Genomic DNA, 18,520 nt, shown 5'->3' on the forward strand with positions numbered 1-18,520 from the left:
ACCCTCGAATGGACTACAGCAATTTTTGCGCATCCTGTCTATGGCCCCGGCAATCCGGATAGCCATGTGCGATTCGACGGGGTGCCGACGTGTGCCAACAGCAAGCACTACAGCCACAGCACGCGGTCCGGTGTCGGCGAAACACTCGCTTGCCCCCACGTCAACTTTGCTTTAGAAGCGCCGCACCAAACTTCGCAAGCATACGGCCTCGCCATTTTCCGGCGGATTTAACCAACCTGAGGAATCCTCGCCCTTGCTCGATCAGATCGCGTTGCGCGCCGAACTCTCCGATCACTACGATCTCTCCCCTTCCATCGAAATCGCCGAGACCAACGCCCATATCCATGCGCGTATGAACCGCGTCGTTTCGCCACCGGACTGGGCGATCTTTGCGCCCTATGTCGCCGCGATCAACAAACTGAAGGCCGAACGCAATGCGGTGATCCTCGCGCATAACTACATGACGCCCGAGATTTACCACGGCATCGCCGACGTAGTTGGCGACAGCCTGCAACTGGCGATCGAGGCAACCAAGGTCGAGGCCGAAGTGATCGTGCAATGCGGCGTTCATTTCATGGCCGAAACCTCGAAAATCCTGAACCCAGCCAAGACCGTGCTGATCCCCGACAGCGAGGCGGGCTGTTCGCTGGCCGAAAGCATCACCGCCGAAGGCATTGCCGAGATGCGGGCGCGCTATCCGGGCGCCCCGGTGGTCAGCTATGTGAACACCACTGCCGAGGTAAAAGCCGCCTCCGACATCTGCTGTACCTCGTCGAACGCCGCCCAGATCGTTGCCGCCCAGGACAGCGACACCGTCATCATGACGCCGGACAAATACCTGGCCCAGAATGTCGCGAAACAGGTTCCCCACAAGCGGATCGTCTGGTGGGACGGGGCCTGTATCGTGCATGAACGCTTTACCGCCCGCGACCTGCGCGATTTCCGCGAGGGCGACCCGCAGACCCGGATCATCGCCCATCCCGAATGCCCGCCGGACGTGGTGGCCGAGGCAGATTTTTCCGGCTCGACCAGCGGCATCATCGACTATGTCGAACGCGAACGCCCCACCAAGGCGCTGCTCGTGACCGAATGCTCGATGGCCACCAACATCTCGGATGCCCTGCCCGAGGTCGAATTCGTCGGCCCGTGCAACATGTGCCCCTACATGAAAAAGATCACGCTCGAAAACGTACTCTGGTCCTTGCACTCGATGCAGGGCGCCGTAGAGGTCGACCCCGCCACCGCCGCCAAGGCGCGCGTTGCGGTCGAACGCATGATCGACCTGTCCCGACGCCAACCCGCGTGAGCGGCATGCACAGGCTTGACACCGACCGCGTCGTGATCGTCGGCGCGGGGCTGGCGGCGCTTTATGCCGCGCTACAGCTTGCGCCGCGCCCGGTGCTGATCCTGTCTCCCGACCCGCTCGGAACCGGGGCCAGCTCGATCCTGGCGCAGGGCGGTGTTGCCGCCGCCATGGACCCGGCCGACAGCGCCGGGGCCCACGCATTTGACACGATCCGCGCCGGGGCCGGTTCGGTGCTGCCCGATATCGCGCGGCTGGTCACCGCCGAGGCCCGCGACCATATCCTCGACCTGACCGCCCTTGGCACCCCGTTCGATGTCACCGACGAAGGGCGCTATGTCCTCTCGCGCGAGGCGGCGCATTCCTGTGCCCGCGTGGTGCGGGTCAGCGGCGATCAGGCCGGGGCCGAGATCATGCGAACGCTGGTGGCACTGGTCCGTCGGACGCCGTCAATCCAGGTGCTTGAGCATGTCGTGGCCACCGGATTGCACAGTCAGGGCGACACCGTTACCGGGGTCGAACTTGCCCATTGCGCCCCGAACGGGTCCGGATCCTGCCTGATCCGGGGGCCCGCTGTCCTACTGGCCGGGGGCGGCTCCGGCGGGTTGTATGCCGTGACCACCAATCCGCACCGTATTCGCGGCGAGGTCATGGGCATGGCGGCCCGCGCCGGCGCGGTGATCGCGGATGCGGAATTCGTCCAGTTCCACCCCACCGCAATCGATTGTGGCCTTGACCCCGCGCCGCTGGCCACCGAGGCACTGCGTGGCGAGGGGGCGACGCTGGTCAATGCTGCGGGAATCCGGTTCATGCAGGCCATGCATCCCGAGGCCGAGCTGGCAACCCGCGATATCGTGGCCCGTGCGGTCTATGCGCAAACCCAATCCGGCGGACGGCCCGCACTCGACACCCGCGCGGCCATCGGTGTGCGCATCCACGATGAATTTCCCGCCGTTGCGGCGGCCTGCCGCGCCGCAGGGATCGACCCCGCGCAACAGCCGATCCCCATTGCGGCGGCGGCGCATTACCACATGGGCGGCGTCGCCACCGATGCCAATGGCAAGAGCTCGCTTTCCGGTCTCTGGGCCTGTGGCGAGGCGGCATCGACCGGGTTGCACGGCGCCAACCGGCTGGCCTCGAATGGCCTGCTCGAAGCGCTGGTCTTTGCCCGCCGCGCGGCGCTTGATATCGACGGGCAGCTTGGCGCATCGCGCCGGGCGGCACCGGTTGTCACCCTGCCTGATCTGCCCCCCGCGCCAGCCGCCGATCCCGGCCTGATCGCGCGGCTGCGCCGGACGATGACCGACGGCGCGGGGGTGATCCGTGATGCCGACGGGCTACGGCGAACATTGGGTGAAATCGCCGCCATCGAAGCCGCCCAACCCGATTGCGCGCCGCTTGCCAACATGACCGCCACCGCCAGCCTGATCGCCGCAGCCGCGCTGGCCCGCGAGGAAAGCCGCGGCGCGCATTACCGCTCGGATTTCCCGGATCAGGATGGTGACACCGGCCAGCGCTCGGCGCTGACCCTGACCGATGCCCTGGCTCTTCGCCACGACGCCCGATTGGAATACACATGACCCACACACCCCTTCCCGACCTGGTCCTCGAACCGCTGGTCCGCGCTGCCCTGTTCGAGGATCTCGGCACCAGCGGCGACATCACCACCCAGACGGTGATCCCCGCCGGGACCACCTATGTGGCCCGCCTGAATGCCCGCGCGGCCGGGGTTGTTTCAGGGCTTCAGGTCGCCGCGCTGGCCTTTCGCCTGATTGATCGCGACTTGCGCATCACGCCCCGCGCCACCGATGGCGACCAGATTGCGCCGGGCGATCTGCTCATGGAGATCGAGGGCGCAGCGGCATCGATCCTGTCGGCCGAACGGGTGGCGCTCAACTTTGCAGGGCGGCTCAGCGGCATCGCCACGCTGACCGCCGGTTTCGTCGACCAGACCAAAGGCACCCGGACCCGCATCACCTGTACCCGCAAGACAACTCCGGGGTTGCGCCTCGTCGAAAAACAGGCGGTCCTGCATGGCGGGGGCTTCAGTCACCGGTTTTCCCTGTCGGATGCGATCCTGATCAAGGACAACCATATCGCCGCCGCCGGGGGGATCCGCCCGGTGTTGCAGGCGGTCAAGGCACGGGCCTCGCATATGATCCGCACCGAGATCGAGGTCGACCGGCTCGACCAGCTTGCCGAGGTGCTGGACGAAGGCGGGGCCGACGTGGTGTTGCTGGACAACATGGACACCGCCACCCTGCGCGACGCGGTTGCGCTGACTGCCGGCCGCCTGCCCCTCGAAGCCTCGGGCAACATGCGCCTGGACCGCGTCGCCGAAGTGGCGGCCACCGGGGTTGACTATATCTCGTCCGGGGCGCTTACCCATTCGGCGCAAACGCTCGATCTCGGCCTCGATTTCTGACCGCTGGCGGCTCAGGCGGCGAACGGGCGCAGCTGCGCAAGGATCGCCAGCGCCACCACCAGCAGCATCGACAGCGCCATGCCGATATTGATCGTCCGGTGGACCCGCTCGGGCAGATCAAGCTGGCCCAGCCGAATACCCGCCCAAAGCCACAGGAAATGGATCGGGATCCAGATCGCGTTCATGATCAACAGTTTGATCGCCGTTTCCAGGAACAGGTCATCGGCGAGAAAGGAAAACCCGGTAAACAGCGTGGTGTTCACCGCATAGGCCTTGGGGTTGATGACCTGCAAAGCCACCCCGCCCAGCACCCCCGGCGCGCGCGACCGGCGGATGAACGCCAGGCGCGAGCCGGCCAAGGCAATCCGCGCCGCGAGATAGAACAGGTAGGCCACCGACAGCAGGAACAGCACCGTGCGCAGCCGCGCGTCGGCCAGTACAATCGCGGCAAGCCCGCTGATCACCGCGACAGAGACGAGGTTTTGCCCGATGAACAGGCCGCCCACATAGCGGCTGCCCGCCGCGCGGCCAAAGGCCGATCCGACCCCGGCGGTCGACAACACCCCCGGCCCCGGTGTGATGATCAGGAAGAAAACCGCCGCCGCAAAGGTCAGCATGACAGACCGGTCACACCAGCCATGGTTCTAGCGGCGCCCATGTCGGGCCTCGATCATCTTTTCACGCCACCAGATCACCAGCCCCGAGAACACCACCACCCCCGCTCCGATCACCGTCCATTGGTCGGGCAGGTTGCCAAACACTACGTAGCTGCTGATCGTGAGATAGATCATGAAGGAATAGGTATAGGGCATCAGCGTCCCCGCCGGCGCGAACCCGTGCGCGCGGGTCAGCAATTCGTGCCCCAGCCAGCCCCAGAACCCAAGCGCGATCATCAAAGCCCAGTCCAGCCCGGTTTCCGGTGTCTTCCATGTCATGATCGCAAATGGCAGCAAGGCAATGGTGCCCACCGCCCCGGCATAAAGCTGCATGGTCTGCGCCGCGATCTGCCCCGCGAGGCGACGGGTCAGGATCGAGTAAAGCGCCATCATCACGGCATTGATCACCGACAGCAGCGCCGCGGGATGGAACGCCTCGCCAAACGGGCGGATGATCACCAGCACACCGATGAACCCCATCAGGATCGCCAGCCAGCGCCAAGGCCCCACACGCTCGCCCAGCAGCGGCATCGACAGCGCACAAACGATGATCGGGGCCGAGAACATGATCGCCGAGGTCACCGTCAGCGGCAGATAGTTCAGCGCAACAAAGTTCAGAACGGTCGAGCCCACCAGGAAAAACGCGCGCAGCAGCACCAGCCCGATCTGGCTGGTGGCAAAACGCGACCACGACACCCCGCCCCCGCCGATATGCACAAGCGAGATCGCAAAATGGCCGACATAGCGGAAAAAGGCCAGTTGGAAGGCGTGAAAGCCGCCGACAACCAGCCATTTCACCGAAGTATCGAGCGTCGCGAACAGGAAGTAGGCCGCCAGCATCATCACGATGCCCAGTTCGGCGCGATCCTGCCTGACCTGGGCGCTCAGCCCGGCCATCTGTTACTTTGCAAATCGTTTGACATAGAAATCCACCATTTCCGGCACCAAAGCATCCCCCATTCCGCCATCGACGGCAAGGCCAAGCGCCTCGCGGGCGCAGTTGGACATGATCGAGGGGGCCTCCAGATCCGCAGCCATCTGCGCGTAATACCCCACATCCTTGTTCGCATTCCGCACCGAAAAGGCAAGGTTGCTGGCATCGCCCTCCACCGCGTAGGCCTTGATGAAGTCCATCATCCCGGATTTCAGCGGCCCCGCCGACATCACGTCATACAGATCGCTGCGCTTCACGCCCGCACGATCCGCCATGGCAAAGGCTTCGGCCATGGCATTTGCCGTGGTCATCGCAAAGAAATTGTTGATGAGCTTGATCGTGTGCCCGTTGCCCAGAGCACCGAGGTGGAACACGTTTTCGCCCAGGTCCCGGAACACCGGTTCGACCCTGTCAAAGGCCGTCTTGTCACCGGAACACATGATGTTCAGCAACCCGTCAACCGCATGGGCCGGCGTGCGGCCCAGCGGCGCATCCAGATAGGTGCCGCCCCGTTCCGCCACCGCCGCACCCAGGGCCTTGGTCGAGCCGGGCAGCGAAGTGCCGAAATCGACCACGATGGTGCCCGGCCGGAGCCCCGCGATGACCCCCTCCTGGCCCTGCATCCGGCTCTCGACGGATTCGGACGTATCCATGCACAGCATCACCACGTCCGACGCGCGGGCCAGCTCTGCCGCCGTCTTGGCCTCGGTCGCCCCGGCGGCAACCGCCGCGTCGATACGGGTGCGGGTGACATTGCCCATGACGGTCAGGTCATACCCCTTGTCCTGAAGCCGCCCGACCATCGCCGCGCCCATCAGGCCCAGCCCGATAAATCCGATATGTGGTTTGCTCATCTCTTCTTCTCCGTTCTTGAGTTCGACCTATCCGGTCCCGCCCCTCAGGCGCTGGCATCCAAGGCGAGTGCGGACCCGCAGGCGGATCGCCCGGCTTGATCCAGCATCTCCGATCGTTCAATTGGGTCAGGGCATCACGGCAGCCCGGCCGCCCGCATCCGAAGTCACATCACGGCCCCGATCTGCCAGGGGACGAATTCATAGTCCCCAAGCCCCTGCGCTTCGGATTTGCTGACCTCTCCCGAGGCGACCCGCAGGATCAGCTGGTAAATCTCGCGCCCCTTCTCCTCGACCGTGACGCCGTCGGTCAACATGTCGCCGGCATTGACGTCCATGTCGTCAACCATGCGGGCAAACATCTCGCTGTTGGTCGCCACCTTGATCGTCGGCGCGGGCTTGGAGCCAAAGGCCGATCCGCGCCCGGTGGTGAACACCACGAGGTTGCAGCCCCCGGCGATCTGACCGGTAACGCTGGCCGGGTCGTAACCGGGGCTGTCCATGAAGGTAAATCCGCGCGCTGTGACCGGCTCGGCGTATTTGTAGACCCCCATCAGCGGGCTGGTGCCGCCCTTGGCCGCCGCGCCCAGCGATTTCTCAAGAATGGTGGTCAGCCCGCCCTTCTTGTTGCCGGGGCTGGGATTGTTGTCCATGCTGCCCCGATTGCGCGCGGTATAATCTTCCCACCAGCGGATAAGCCCGACCAACCTGTCGCCGGTCGCCCGGTCCGCCGCGCGCCGCGTCAAGAGATGTTCGGCACCGTAGATCTCGGGGGTTTCGGCCAGCACGCCAGTGCCGCCCTGTGCCGCCAGCAGGTCGCTGGCATAACCAAGCGCGGGGTTCGCGGTGATCCCCGACCAGGCATCCGAACCGCCACATTGCAAGGCCACCATCAACTCCGAAGCCGGGCACGGTTCGCGCCGCGCCTGATTGGCCAGCGGCAACATCGCGCGCACCTTCTGGATGCCCATGTCGACGGTGCGCTGCAACCCCGCGACCGACTGGATGTTCATGGTCTGAAACAGTGGCCCCTGTTGCAGCCCGTAGGCCTCGAGCAGCCAGTCGATCTGGTTCATCTCACAGCCCAGCCCCACCATCAGGACCCCGGCGTGGTTCGGGTGGCGGGCATAGCCCCACATCACCCGCTGCAACGCCTCGAACCCTTCGCCATCGCCGGCCATGCCGCACCCGGTGCCATGCACAAAGGCCACCACGCCATCGACATTCGGATATTGCGCCATCTCGTCTGGGCCGAACGCATCCGCGATCCGGCGCGCTGCCGTCGCGGAACAGTTCACCGAGGTGACCACCGCGATATAGTTGCGGGTGCCGACCCGCCCGTTCGCGCGCCGATAGCCCATGAACGTATCGGCCCGTGCCTCGGGAACCGGGTCAACCGGACGCAGGTCGGTGCCGAATTCATAGGCCGTTTCGGTGTTGCGGAACGATACATTATGGGTGTGCACGTGATCGCCGGGCGCGATGTCTTGTGACGCAAGGCCGATGAACTGCGCGTATTTGCGGATCTGCTCGCCCTCGCGGATCGGGACCGTGGCGATCTTGTGGCCCGAGGGCACCAACCCGGTTGTCGCGGTCTCTTCGACCGGGATGCCGGCCTGCAACGCGTGGGTGGCGGTCACGACGTTATCGTCGGGATCAAGGCGGATGAAATCTCTCATCTCTCTACTCTCTCTTTGCCGCGGGACATATGCGCCCATCATCACCGGGCGCAGAGGCACAGGCGGTACAGGCCCGCGCCCCGCAAAGGGCGTCTGCCTGGCTCACACCCGCATGCGCAGCCTGCGACTATTCGGTTGAACACGCAACTGATCAACACATCGCCCGCCCATCCGTTCAGCCCCGGAAGAACATGGTCAGTTCCGGGAAGAACAGGATCAGCATCAACACGAACAGCTGGATGGCGATGAACGGCAGGAAACCACGGAAGATGTCGGGCAACGAAATATGCGGCGGTGCCACGGATTTGAGGTAGAACGCCGCCGGTCCGAACGGAGGCGACAGGAACGACACCTGCATGTTCACGCAGAACAGGATGCCGAACCAGACCGACAGAAAGCGCGGATCCTCGACCAGCGGCGCGAAGACCCCGATCTCGTCAATCGGCAGCTTCAGCACGATGGGCAGGAACACCGGCATCACCAGAAGCACGATCCCCACCCAATCCATGAAAGCGCCGAGGAACAGGAAGATGATCATCATCACCGCCAGCACACCCAGAGTCGGCAGGTCATAGCCGACAATCAGGTTCGCCACATAGGTCGGGCCACCGGCAATCGTATAGGCCCCCGCAAGCGCAGTTGCCCCGAATGTCACCCAGATGATCGTGCCGGTGGATTTGAACGTGCGCATCAGGGCTTCGCGCACCAGGGTCCATGAAAACTCACCGCGCATGATGATCAGGACCAGTACCGCGAACGTTCCCATGCCCGCCGCCTCGGTGATGCCGGTGATGCCGCCATAGATCGAGCCAAGCACGACCCCGACCACCAGCAGCGGTGCGATCAGCCCCTTGCCCACGTTCCATGCGGCGGCAATGCGGGGGGGGCGCACATAGATGAACAGATAGGCGAGCAGGATGGCAATGATGCCCGCGCGGGTCATCATCTGCCCCGAACTCAGAACGGCGGTGTCCGCATCGATGCGGCCCATGGCGGTGATGAAACCCGAACGGATCAGCGTGACAGCCAGAAAGCCGATGGCGATCATGGCCAGGAGGCTGGACCCGTATACCGCCTTTTGCGCCCCGGTCATATCGTCAGGCCCCGGCTCGGGAAGCGGAGCCAGCGACGGGTTCATCCGCGTGCGTACTATAATATAGAGCATGTAACACGAGGCGAGGATGAAGCCGGGAACAAACGCCCCCTTGAACAGCGCATGGATCGAGGTTTCGGTGATCAGCCCGTAAAAGATCAGCACGATCGACGGCGGGATCATCGTGCCCAGGGACCCCGAGGCACAGATGGTGCCAATGGCGAGGTTCTGATCATACCCCAACCGCAACATCTGGGGCAGCGCGATCAGACCAAGCAGCACGACTTCGCCGCCGATGATACCCGACATCGCCGCCATCACCACCGCCATGACCGACGTCACCAGCGCGATGCCGCCCCGTGTCCGGTTGAGCCAGACCGACAGCGAGGAATACATGTCCCGCGCGATCCCCGATCGCTCCAGCAATGTCGCCATGAGAATGAACAGGGGCACCGAGATCAGCACGTAGTCGGTGGTCAGCCCGTACATCCGCTGTGCGAGGATGTTCAGCGGCCCGGACCCGAAATTGCTGAACAGCAGATCGGGACCGAACTTCATCACCATCACGACGACGGCGAGAAACCCAGAAGCAAACCCCAGCGGCATGCCAATTGCCAGCAATGCCAGCATCCCGACCAGCAGGACCAGTGAAATAGTACCGATATCCATAAACTGTCCCCTGCCGCGTCAGCCCCGATCGTGGTCGGCCTGGCCCTGTGCGCGTTTGACTTCTTCGATTGCGATGTCGATCTCGTCGGTCACGTCATGTGACTCGGGTTCCTTGTTCCAGTCGTTGATCAGGTTCGACACCGCCTGGATCGTCACCAATGTCAGCGTGATCAGGATCAACGGTTTCATCGTCGCCGGGATCGGTGGATCCCACGCGGTTCCGAACCGCTCCCATCGCATGAACTTGGCATAGGCCTCGCCATATCCGCCCCAGATCACCGCAAGGCAGAAAATGATGATCGCCAGAGTCGACAGCAGGTCGAACAGGTGACGCAACCATTTCGGCGCGATGTCATACAGGATGAAGATACGAATATGGCTGCGCTGCTGCATCGCGTAGAGGCCGGAGAACAGATAGACCATACCGCCCATCCACAACGACGCCTCGTTCACCCACAGGGTGGGACGCTCGAACACGTAGCGCATGATGACTTCGTAAAACATGATGGCGACGATCACCGCCGGTAGGATCATCGCCACCCGGCTGAACCGCCAGGTAAACGCATCCACCCAGCCGGTACGTTCATGTTCGACCATGACAACCTCGCAGGATCAGCCCGAAAGAAAACGGGCGGCCGATGATCCGGCCGCCCGTGAGCAAGAGCAGTTACTCGGACACCAGCCCGAGCTGCTTGAGATAGCTCAGATGCGCCTCGACCAGGGCCTCGGCCTCGGGCGTGGTCGCAAATTCGCTCCAGGTGGCCTGCGCGGCATCCCGGAATTTCTGCTTTTCTTCCGGTGTCCATGCCGACAGCGTCACCCCGGCCTCGGTCAGCTCGGCAGCCGCCTCGGCATTCTTCTTCTCGAAGGTCAGCGCCGTGCGCAGCGCCAGGGATTCCATCGCAACCGACATGATCCGGCGATGGGATTCAGGCATCGCATCCCACTTGGCCTTGTTGCAGGCAAGGTGGTCGGAGGGCATCGAATGGAAACCCGGATAGTTGGCGTATTTCACCAGGTCATACAGCCCCAGCCCGACATTGTTGGCCAGGCCCGACGCATCCGCGCCATCGATGATGCCGGTTTCCAGCGCGGTAAAGATCTCGGTGAAATCCATCACGATCGGCTTGGCGCCAAGCTTTTCAAAAATCTTGGTCTCCATGCCCGGAGGCGAGCGGAATTTCCAATCCTTGAAGTCCTCGACCTTGGCAATCGGCTTGGACGAGGCAAAGCTCTCCTGCCCATAGACCCACCAGCCGATCAGCTGCATGTCGTATTTGTTGTAGAGCTCCTGCGCCGCATCGAGCCCGCCACCGTAGTAGAGCCAGCTCAGCTGCTGATAGGGCGTGTCATAGCCGCCCATGATGTCGCCGACGAACTGGAACGCGGCGTTCTTGCCGGTCTGATACGCCCCGCCGGTCATGTCGCAATCGACGATCCCGGTTGCCGCCGCATCAAAGGTCTCAACCGATTTGACGACCGAAGACGAATAGAACATTTCGATTTCGATTTCGCCGTTCGACATGGTCTGAACGTTATCGACATACTCGGCGGCAAGCTTGCCGGAAACCGTCTCGGGCGCGTAATGCGTCTGGATGCGCAGGCTGGTTGTTTGCGCCGATGCGGTGAGTGCGGTCGCCGACAGGAGCGCGGCGACACCAACGGCGGATGCCGCCCTGGTCAAGATCTTCATTCTGTCCTCCCAAACAAATGTCACCGGCCTCACGCTGTTCTCCTCCCGCGCTTGGTGGCCGTAAAGACGAGCCTAGCAACCCGCTTGGCATGCGGCAACAAAAAATCTGAAATTTTAAAAATTTTGAAATTCTTGCGATAATTCAAAATTTGTGCTTAGGTCTCCGGCACCAGGGAAGGCCGCCTCATGACCAAGCGTTACGAGACCATCGAGATCTACGAGGACCTGCGGGTCAAGCTGACCACCGCGCATTTCGCACCGGGCACCAAGCTCAAACCTTCGGATTTGCAGCCCCTCTACGGGCGGTCGGCAAACACGTTGCGCGAGGTTCTGTTCCGCCTGTCGACGGTGGGTCTCGTACAGTTCGAGGACCAGCGCGGATTTCGCGCCCAGCCCTCTGACCGCCGCAGGCAGCATGATCTCGCGAGTTTCCGCATCACCCTTGAGCAGGTCGGCGCGGCACAATCCATGCGCAATGGCGGTATCGAATGGGAAGCCCGGCTGACCGCCGCGCATTACAAGCTCTCGCATATCGAGAACCGAATCGCGGCCTCGGGTGACATTACCGGCATCGTCGTGCCCTGGTGCACCGCCGAATGGGAATTCCACGAAACGCTGGTTTCGGCCTCGGACTCGCCGTTGCTGCGCAGCACGTTTCAATCGATCTACGACCAGTTCCGCCAACAGCTTGTCACCAAGGAGCGCAACTACGGTTATTTTCCGCGCAACGTGGCCGAACACGCGCATATCGTGGAATGCGCGCTCGCGGCCGACGCGGCGGCGCTGCAACAGGCGATCCACGATCACCTGTCGCGCAATCTTCTGGAAAATCAGCCGGCGGGCCGTTCCTCGGCGATGTAGGTCCGGATGATTTCGGAAAACTCCGTTTCCGCCACAAAGCCCAGGGCCCGCGCCCGTGCGGTATCGAAATCGCGCGGCCAACCGGCGACGATCTGCATGATCGACTCGTCCGGCTCGCGCCGGATACGCGCGACGGCATCCGCGCCCGCCACCTGGCGCAGGGCTTCGATCTGTTCGGCAACGGTGCAGGACAGGCCCGGCATGTTCAGGCTGCGCCGCGCGCCCAGCGGATCAAGGTCCATGGTGCCCGCTTGCAGCAGGAACCCCACCGCAGAACGGGGCGACGCGTGCCAATGGCGCACAGTGTCAGGCACCGGCAGCACTGCCTCCTGACCGTTCAGGGGCTCGCGGATGATCCCCGAAAAGAACCCCGAGGCCGCCTTGTTCGGCTTGCCCGGACGCACGCAGACTGTGGGCAGGCGAATCGACACCCCATCAATGAACCCCTTGCGGCTGAAATCGCCGACCATCATCTCGCAACATGCCTTTTGCGCCCCGTAAGAGGTCAGCGGCGCGGCCAGGAACTCGTCGCCGATCTTGTCGGGAAACGGCGCGCCGAACACCGCGATGGACGAGGAAAACACCACGCGCGGCCGATAGGTTTCGCCGCTGTTCACATGCTCGGCCCGCAGCGCCGACAGCAACGCCCAGGTGGGAAACATGTTCACATCCCACCCCTTGTCGAAATCCTGCTCGGCTTCGCCCGACACGATCGAAGCCAGGTGAAACACCACGTCAGGGCGCATCGCGGCCAGCCGCTCGGAAATGCCGGCCTCGGTCAGGCTGCTGGTCAGTCGCTGCGCCGCTTTGGCCCCCGCCGGCGGAAAGGCGATGTCGTGCAGGATCACGTCGGCGGCACTGCCTTGCCAGCCATCCGTCGCCAGCCGGTGGGCCAGCTTCTGGCCGATCATGCCGCCGCCGCCCAGGATCAGGATCTTGGTCATCGTTCACTCCACCTTCAGGTTGTTGCGGGCACAGAGTTCGAGAAAGAGGCCCGAATGGTCCTTGTCGCCACCCTGCATCGCGTCACAGAAATGCGCGAACCGGTCCCGGATATGTCGGGATGTCGGAAGCGCAAGGCCCAGGCTGTCGGCCTCGTTCAGCAGGTTGTCCAGATCCTTGAGCTGGAACCTGGACAAACCGCCCGGTTCGAAATTGCGCTCGCTCATCCGCTCGCCATGCTGTTGCAGGATGGTGCTGTCGGCAAACCCGCCCCGGAGCGCGTCGCGCACAGCCGCCGGGTTGGCACCGCCTGTCTCCAACAGCAGCATCGCCTCGGCCACCGCCCCGATCGTGATGGCGACAATCGCCTGATTTGCGAGCTTGGACAATTGCCCCGCCCCCGCCGGCCCCACGTGAACCGGGCGGCCCATCGGCTGAAACACGGGCTCCGCGCGATCGAATGCTGCCCTGTCGCCGCCGACCATGATGGCCAGGCTGCCCGCCTCGGCGCCGCGCGTGCCGCCAGAGACCGGCGCATCCAGATGATCCACGCCCAGCCCGGCAAGATGTTGCTGTTGTGCCCGCGCCTCTTCCGGCTTGGTCGAACTCATGTCGAGCCAGAGCGCGCCAGGTTGCAACGCCGCCCCGACCTCTGCATCGCGGGTCATCGCCCCGGTCGCCACTCCGTCGCTGAGCATGGTGATGATGACATCCGCGCCCTGCACCGCCCCGGCGGGTGTCTGGCATATGGTGGCGCCGTCGGACAGCAGCGCCTCGGCCTTGCTCGACGTGCGGTTCCACGCCCGCACCGGGAACCCGGCCCGCAGCAGGTTGCGCGCCATCGGCCCGCCCATCAGCCCGGTGCCCAGAACGGCAATTGTCGGTTTCATGTGCAATCTCTCCCTCAGATCGACGCGGTCATGCCGCCATCGACAAACAATGTCTGGCCATTCACGAAAGACGACCCCTCCCCGGCGAGGAACACCGCCGCCGCGACCAGCTCGTCGACATCGCCCCAGCGTCCGGCGGGGGTGCGGTTTTCCAGCCATTCCGTAAAGGCCGGATCATCCACCAGCGCCTGGTTGAGCGGCGTCTTGAAATAGCCCGGCGCAATGGCGTTGCATTGCAGACCGTGCCGTGCCCAGTCGGTCGCCATCCCGCGGGTCAGGTTGCGGATCGCCCCCTTGGTGGCGGTGTAGGGCGCGATACCGGGGCGGGCCAGTTCGCTCTGAACCGAGGCGATGTTGATGATCTTGCCGCGCCCGCGCGCAATCATGTGCCCGGCCACCGCCTTGCCCACGAGAAACGCGCTGGTCACATTGGTGCGCAGCAACCGGTCCCAGGCGTCTTCCGGGAACGCGTCCAGCGGCGCGCGATGCTGCATCCCGGCATTGTTGACCAGGATATCGATTGCCCCGATCCCGTCCTCGAGCCGCGAGATGGCGGCGCTCACGGCGGCACTGTCGGTGACGTCAAAAGCCGCCTCGGCCACGTCCAGCCCCTCGGCCCGCATCGCCTCTGCCGCCTCGCCCAGACGTGCCGCATCGCGTGCATTCAGCACCACGCTGGCCCCGTGTTCTGCCAGGCCCCGCGCCAGCGCGCGGCCAATTCCCAGGCTCGACCCGGTGACCAGCGCCCGCCGGCCCGACAGGTCAAAATAATTCTTCCTCAAACGCTCTCTCCCCCAAGCTCATGTGCCGGCGACCCGACGGAACTGGACCCTAGTATTTTGAATCGCTTTCGACTAGGCCATTAAAAAACGGCCCGGTTCGGGGCCGGTTCGGGGGGGATAGATGAAGGCTGTGGTCATCCACGCGGCAAGGGATTTGCGCATAGAATCATGCGCTTGCGATCCTGTTGCGCCCGGCCGGGTCAGGGTTCGCATCGAAGCCGGCGGCATCTGCGGCTCGGACCTGCACTATTATCACGACGGAGGATTCGGCACCGTTCGCCTGCGCGAACCGATGATCCTGGGGCATGAAATTTCCGGCACCATCGCCGAGCTTGGCGCGGGTGTCACGGGACTTGCCCAAGGGGACCGGGTCGCCGTTTCGCCAAGTCGCCCCTGTCATGATTGCGGCTATTGCGATCGCCAACTGTTCAACCATTGCGCGAACATGCGCTTTTACGGCAGCGCCATGCCCATGCCCCATATCCAGGGCGCGTTTCGCGAGGAACTGATCGCGGATGCGAGCCAGTGCCACGTGATTGCACCGGATGTTCCGGCCGAACTGGCGGCCTTTGCCGAACCTCTCTCGGTCGCCCTGCACGCGCTGAACCGCGCCGGGGACATTGCCGGCAAACGTGTCCTGATCACCGGCTGCGGACCGATTGGCGCACTGGCCCTGCTGGCGGCAAAGCAACGCGGCGCGGCTCTGGTGGTGGTGACCGACGTGATCGATCACGTGCTTGGCATCGCCCGCGCGGTGGGCGCGGACCGGGCGATCAATGTTGCCAATGAGGCCGATTGGGCGAATGCGTTTCGCGCCGATGCCGACGGGTTCGACGTGATGATCGAGGCGTCAGGCAACGAGCGGGCCCTGCGATCCGGGCTCGAACTTTTGCGCCGGCGTGCGGTGCTGGTCCAGGTGGGGCTGGGCGCGGATGCCTCGCTGCCGCTGAACCTGATGGTGGCCAAGGAGATCGATCTGCGCGGTGCCTTTCGGTTCCATGAAGAATTCGCCGAGGCCGTGGCGCTGATCAACGCTGGCGCGCTTGATCTGGCAGCCCTGCTCAGCGCCCGCTATCCCCTGCACGATGCCCTGCAAGCCTTTGAAATGGCCGGAGACCGCAGCCGCGCAATGAAGGTGCAGATTGACTTTACAACTCACCCACCAGGCGAGACCAACCATGGCAAGACTTGACGGAAAACGCGCATTGATCACCGCCGCCGGACAGGGCATCGGCAGGGCATCCGCCCTTGCCATGGCTGCCGAGGGTGCCCAGGTCTTTGCGACCGATATCAACCCCGACGCGCTGGCCGCGCTGGCGCAGGACAGCGACGGCCGGATCGAGACCTTTGCGATGGATGTCCTGAACGCGGACTCGGTGAACCAGGGCGTCGCCCGCGCTGTGCCCGATGTGCTGTTCAACTGCGCCGGGTTTGTCCATGCCGGGTCGGTGCTGGACGCGACGGACGAAGACATGGATTTTGCGCTCGACCTGAACGTCAAATCCATGTTCCGCACCATCCGCGCGGCGCTGCCCGGAATGCTGGAACGCGGCACCGGCTCGATCATCAACATGTCCTCTGCCTGCTCCTCGATCATCGGCGCACCGAACCGGTTCGTCTATGGCACGTCCAAGGCGGCGGTGATCGGCCTGACCAAATCGGTCGCCATCGAATACATCGCCAGCGGCGTGCGCTGTAACGCCATCTGCCCCGGCACGGTCGAGAGCCCGTCCCTGCATGAGCGGCTGCGCGCCACCGGGGACTACGACAAGGCCATGACCGAGTTCATCGCCCGCCAGCCGATGGGCCGTATCGCCAAGGCCGAGGAAATCGCGGCCCTTGTCGTGCATCTCGCCAGTGACGAGAGCGCCTTTACCACCGGACAGCCCTATATCATCGACGGCGGCTGGTCCGGCTGACCGCAACACATTACCCAAGGAGAGCGCACATGACGGACAAGAAACCCCCGCTCCGGTCGCAAAAATGGTTCAACAACCCGGATGACCCGGAAATGACCGCGCTCTATCTCGAGCGTTACCTGAACTATGGCCTGACGCGCGAGGAATTGCAGTCGGGCAAGCCGATCATCGGCATAGCCCAGACCGGCAGCGACCTCAGCCCCTGCAACCGGCACCATGTCGAGCTCTCCAAGCGCGTGCGCGACGGGGTGATTGCGGCGGGCGGCACGGTGATCGAGATCCCGGTTCACCCGATCCAGGAAACCGGCAAGCGTCCCACCGCGATGCTGGACCGCAACCTTGCCTACCTGTCGCTGGTCGAAACGCTTTACGGCTATCCCATCGACGGCGTGGTTCTGAACATCGGCTGTGACAAGACCACGCCCGCGCTGCTGATGGCGGCGGCGACGGTCAATATCCCGGCCATCGCCCTGTCGGTTGGTCCGATGCTGAACGGCTGGTTCCGGGGCGAGCGCACCGGGTCGGGCACCATCGTCTGGAAAGCGCGTGAATTGCTGGCCGCCGGCGACATCGACGAGGACGGGTTCATGGAACTGGTTTCGTCCTCGGCCACCTCGGTCGGCTATTGCAACACCATGGGCACCGCCAGCACGATGAATTCGCTGGCCGAGGCACTTGGCATGCAACTGCCCGGTTCCGCCGCGATTCCCGCCGCCTATCGCAAGCGCGGGCAGATCAGCTATGAAACCGGCAAGCAGATCGTGCAGATGGTGCATGACGATCTGCGCCCCACCGACATCATGACCCGCGAGGCGTTCGAAAACGCCGTCGTCGTCAATTCGGCCATCGGCGGTTCGACAAATGCGCCGATCCACCTGAATGCAGTGGCCCGTCACCTGGGGGTCGAGCTTGACAATGACGACTGGCAAAGGCTGGGCCACAAGGTGCCGCTGCTGGTCAACCTGCAACCGGCGGGGGCCTATCTGGGCGAAGATTATTTCCACGCGGGCGGCGTGCCGGCGGTGATCGGCGAACTGCTTGGGGCCGGGTTGCTGCCGCATCCCGATGTGATCACCGCGAACGGCAGGACCATGGCCGAGAACTGCGGCGACAAGCGCAGCGAAACTCCCGACGTGATCAAGCCGATCGCCGAGCCGATGACCGGCGAGGCCGGGTTCATCAACCTGTCGGGCAACCTGTTTGACAGCGCGATCATGAAAACCAGCGTGATCTCCAAGGAGTTCCGCGACCGATACCTGTCGAACCCCGAGGATCCGGATGCCTTCGAAGGCCGCGCCATCGTGTTTGACGGGCCCGAGGATTTCCACAAGCGGATCGACGACGAGAGCCTCGCCATTGACGAGCATTGCATCCTGATCATGCGCGGTGCCGGGCCTATCGGCTATCCCGGCGGGGCCGAGGTTGTGAACATGCGCCCACCCGCCTACCTGCTCCGGCGCGGTATCCATGCGCTGCCCTGTGTCGGGGACGGACGCCAGTCGGGCACCTCGGGCAGCCCGTCGATCCTCAACGCCTCGCCCGAGGCGGCGGATGGCGGCGGGCTGGCCCTGGTGGCAACCGGCGACCGGGTGCGCATCGACCTGCGGGCCTGCACCGCCAATATGCTGGTGGATGATGCCGAGCTGGACCGTCGCCGCGCCGCCCTGCCCGAACGCCCCTTTGCCCCGCCCAGCCAGTCGCCCTGGCAGGAAATCTTCCGCGAAAAGGTCCGTCCCTTCTCGGAGGGCATGGTGCTGGAGGGGGCCACCGAATTCCAAGACATCGCGCGCAAATCGATGCCGCGTGACAATCACTGACAGGAG

Annotated in this window: 17 protein-coding genes; 7 read left to right on the forward strand and 10 right to left on the reverse strand. The window is 64.0% G+C overall.

Features of this window, described 5'->3' with window-relative positions; genetic code table 11:
• The first annotated feature begins 253 nt into the window (after window positions 1–253).
• From nadA to nadC, 3 genes are read left to right on the forward strand one after another with little or no spacing between them, the layout of a single operon-like run.
• A complete protein-coding gene (nadA, locus tag ACP15R_RS05090) occupies window positions 254–1,306 on the forward strand; it encodes a quinolinate synthase NadA (protein ID WP_424985305.1) in 1,053 nt (350 codons plus the stop codon).
• A 5-nt stretch (window positions 1,307–1,311) separates the two neighbouring features.
• Window positions 1,312–2,883 carry an L-aspartate oxidase gene (locus tag ACP15R_RS05095; protein ID WP_424985306.1) on the forward strand — a complete coding sequence of 524 codons (1,572 nt, stop codon included), beginning with the start codon at window positions 1,312–1,314 and terminating at the stop codon, window positions 2,881–2,883.
• A complete protein-coding gene (nadC, locus tag ACP15R_RS05100) occupies window positions 2,880–3,728 on the forward strand; it encodes a carboxylating nicotinate-nucleotide diphosphorylase (protein ID WP_424985307.1) in 849 nt (282 codons plus the stop codon). Before ACP15R_RS05095 ends, nadC begins: the two co-directional genes overlap by 4 nt.
• Window positions 3,729–3,739: 11 nt before the next feature.
• On the opposite strand, the gene ACP15R_RS05105 is transcribed toward nadC, so the two are convergent.
• From ACP15R_RS05105 to ACP15R_RS05135, 7 genes are all read right to left on the reverse strand, one after another.
• On the reverse strand, window positions 3,740–4,345 hold the full coding sequence (locus ACP15R_RS05105) for a LysE family translocator (protein ID WP_424985308.1): 606 nt from the start codon (window positions 4,343–4,345) through the stop codon (window positions 3,740–3,742).
• A gap of 27 nt (window positions 4,346–4,372) precedes the next feature.
• On the reverse strand, window positions 4,373–5,281 hold the full coding sequence (locus ACP15R_RS05110; protein ID WP_424985309.1) for a DMT family transporter: 909 nt from the start codon (window positions 5,279–5,281) through the stop codon (window positions 4,373–4,375).
• 3 nt (window positions 5,282–5,284) lie between these two features.
• On the reverse strand, window positions 5,285–6,172 hold the full coding sequence (locus ACP15R_RS05115; RefSeq protein ID WP_424985310.1) for an NAD(P)-dependent oxidoreductase: 888 nt from the start codon (window positions 6,170–6,172) through the stop codon (window positions 5,285–5,287).
• Between the two features lie 164 nt (window positions 6,173–6,336).
• Window positions 6,337–7,848: a UxaA family hydrolase gene (locus ACP15R_RS05120; RefSeq protein WP_424985311.1), complete on the reverse strand. Its 1,512-nt coding sequence runs from the start codon at window positions 7,846–7,848 to the stop codon at window positions 6,337–6,339.
• A 175-nt stretch (window positions 7,849–8,023) separates the two neighbouring features.
• Entirely contained in the window at window positions 8,024–9,610 is a 1,587-nt protein-coding gene (locus tag ACP15R_RS05125; protein WP_424985312.1) for a TRAP transporter large permease, read from the reverse strand.
• Between the two features lie 18 nt (window positions 9,611–9,628).
• Complete coding sequence (locus ACP15R_RS05130; protein WP_424985313.1) at window positions 9,629–10,207, reverse strand: TRAP transporter small permease subunit; 579 nt, start codon at window positions 10,205–10,207, stop codon at window positions 9,629–9,631.
• A 70-nt stretch (window positions 10,208–10,277) separates the two neighbouring features.
• On the reverse strand, window positions 10,278–11,303 hold the full coding sequence (locus ACP15R_RS05135; RefSeq protein ID WP_424985314.1) for a TRAP transporter substrate-binding protein: 1,026 nt from the start codon (window positions 11,301–11,303) through the stop codon (window positions 10,278–10,280).
• Between the two features lie 186 nt (window positions 11,304–11,489).
• On the opposite strand from ACP15R_RS05135, the gene ACP15R_RS05140 reads away from it, so the two are divergent.
• Window positions 11,490–12,164: a GntR family transcriptional regulator gene (locus ACP15R_RS05140; RefSeq protein WP_424985315.1), complete on the forward strand. Its 675-nt coding sequence runs from the start codon at window positions 11,490–11,492 to the stop codon at window positions 12,162–12,164.
• Here the strand turns inward: ACP15R_RS05140 and denD are convergent.
• Genes denD through ACP15R_RS05155 form a run of 3 tightly spaced genes read right to left on the reverse strand, consistent with a single transcriptional unit; the run spans window position 12,134 to window position 14,778 of the window.
• Window positions 12,134–13,108: a D-erythronate dehydrogenase gene (denD, locus tag ACP15R_RS05145; RefSeq protein ID WP_424985316.1), complete on the reverse strand. Its 975-nt coding sequence runs from the start codon at window positions 13,106–13,108 to the stop codon at window positions 12,134–12,136. The two genes, ACP15R_RS05140 and denD, sit on opposite strands and share 31 nt — an antisense overlap.
• Before the next feature lie 3 nt (window positions 13,109–13,111).
• Window positions 13,112–13,996, reverse strand: a complete 885-nt coding sequence (locus ACP15R_RS05150; protein WP_424985317.1) for an NAD(P)-dependent oxidoreductase — start codon at window positions 13,994–13,996, stop codon at window positions 13,112–13,114.
• Between the two features lie 14 nt (window positions 13,997–14,010).
• The gene (locus tag ACP15R_RS05155; protein ID WP_424985318.1) at window positions 14,011–14,778 is read right to left on the reverse strand and encodes an SDR family oxidoreductase; all 768 of its coding nucleotides are present in this window, start codon (window positions 14,776–14,778) and stop codon (window positions 14,011–14,013) included.
• 121 nt (window positions 14,779–14,899) lie between these two features.
• Here ACP15R_RS05155 and ACP15R_RS05160 point away from each other — a divergent pair, with 121 nt between their 5' ends.
• Genes ACP15R_RS05160 through ACP15R_RS05170 form a run of 3 tightly spaced genes read left to right on the forward strand, consistent with a single transcriptional unit; the run spans window position 14,900 to window position 18,514 of the window.
• Complete coding sequence (locus ACP15R_RS05160) at window positions 14,900–15,970, forward strand: L-idonate 5-dehydrogenase (RefSeq protein WP_424985319.1); 1,071 nt, start codon at window positions 14,900–14,902, stop codon at window positions 15,968–15,970.
• Window positions 15,957–16,697: an SDR family oxidoreductase gene (locus ACP15R_RS05165; RefSeq protein WP_424985320.1), complete on the forward strand. Its 741-nt coding sequence runs from the start codon at window positions 15,957–15,959 to the stop codon at window positions 16,695–16,697. The genes ACP15R_RS05160 and ACP15R_RS05165 overlap by 14 nt, the downstream gene beginning before the upstream one ends.
• 29 nt (window positions 16,698–16,726) lie before the next feature.
• Window positions 16,727–18,514 carry an IlvD/Edd family dehydratase gene (locus tag ACP15R_RS05170; RefSeq protein WP_424985321.1) on the forward strand — a complete coding sequence of 596 codons (1,788 nt, stop codon included), beginning with the start codon at window positions 16,727–16,729 and terminating at the stop codon, window positions 18,512–18,514.
• The last annotated feature ends 6 nt before the right edge of the window (window positions 18,515–18,520 follow it).

Source organism: Microbulbifer sp. S227A, from assembly GCF_049800935.1.

What these genes read in the sequence shown, in the direction of transcription:
- ACP15R_RS05115 (WP_424985310.1), bottom strand. Translation starts at nt 6,172, where the DNA reads ATGAGCAAACCACATATCGGATTTATCGGGCTGGGCCTGATGGGCGCG.
- ACP15R_RS05130 (WP_424985313.1), bottom strand. Translation starts at nt 10,207, where the DNA reads ATGGTCGAACATGAACGTACCGGCTGGGTGGATGCGTTTACCTGGCGG.
- ACP15R_RS05140 (WP_424985315.1), top strand. Translation starts at nt 11,490, where the DNA reads ATGACCAAGCGTTACGAGACCATCGAGATCTACGAGGACCTGCGGGTC.
- denD (WP_424985316.1), bottom strand. Translation starts at nt 13,108, where the DNA reads ATGACCAAGATCCTGATCCTGGGCGGCGGCGGCATGATCGGCCAGAAG.
- ACP15R_RS05105 (WP_424985308.1), bottom strand. Translation starts at nt 4,345, where the DNA reads ATGCTGACCTTTGCGGCGGCGGTTTTCTTCCTGATCATCACACCGGGG.
- ACP15R_RS05150 (WP_424985317.1), bottom strand. Translation starts at nt 13,996, where the DNA reads ATGAAACCGACAATTGCCGTTCTGGGCACCGGGCTGATGGGCGGGCCG.
- ACP15R_RS05170 (WP_424985321.1), top strand. Translation starts at nt 16,727, where the DNA reads ATGACGGACAAGAAACCCCCGCTCCGGTCGCAAAAATGGTTCAACAAC.
- ACP15R_RS05095 (WP_424985306.1), top strand. Translation starts at nt 1,312, where the DNA reads ATGCACAGGCTTGACACCGACCGCGTCGTGATCGTCGGCGCGGGGCTG.
- ACP15R_RS05160 (WP_424985319.1), top strand. Translation starts at nt 14,900, where the DNA reads ATGAAGGCTGTGGTCATCCACGCGGCAAGGGATTTGCGCATAGAATCA.
- nadC (WP_424985307.1), top strand. Translation starts at nt 2,880, where the DNA reads ATGACCCACACACCCCTTCCCGACCTGGTCCTCGAACCGCTGGTCCGC.
- ACP15R_RS05125 (WP_424985312.1), bottom strand. Translation starts at nt 9,610, where the DNA reads ATGGATATCGGTACTATTTCACTGGTCCTGCTGGTCGGGATGCTGGCA.
- ACP15R_RS05110 (WP_424985309.1), bottom strand. Translation starts at nt 5,281, where the DNA reads ATGGCCGGGCTGAGCGCCCAGGTCAGGCAGGATCGCGCCGAACTGGGC.
- ACP15R_RS05165 (WP_424985320.1), top strand. Translation starts at nt 15,957, where the DNA reads ATGGCAAGACTTGACGGAAAACGCGCATTGATCACCGCCGCCGGACAG.
- ACP15R_RS05120 (WP_424985311.1), bottom strand. Translation starts at nt 7,848, where the DNA reads ATGAGAGATTTCATCCGCCTTGATCCCGACGATAACGTCGTGACCGCC.
- ACP15R_RS05135 (WP_424985314.1), bottom strand. Translation starts at nt 11,303, where the DNA reads ATGAAGATCTTGACCAGGGCGGCATCCGCCGTTGGTGTCGCCGCGCTC.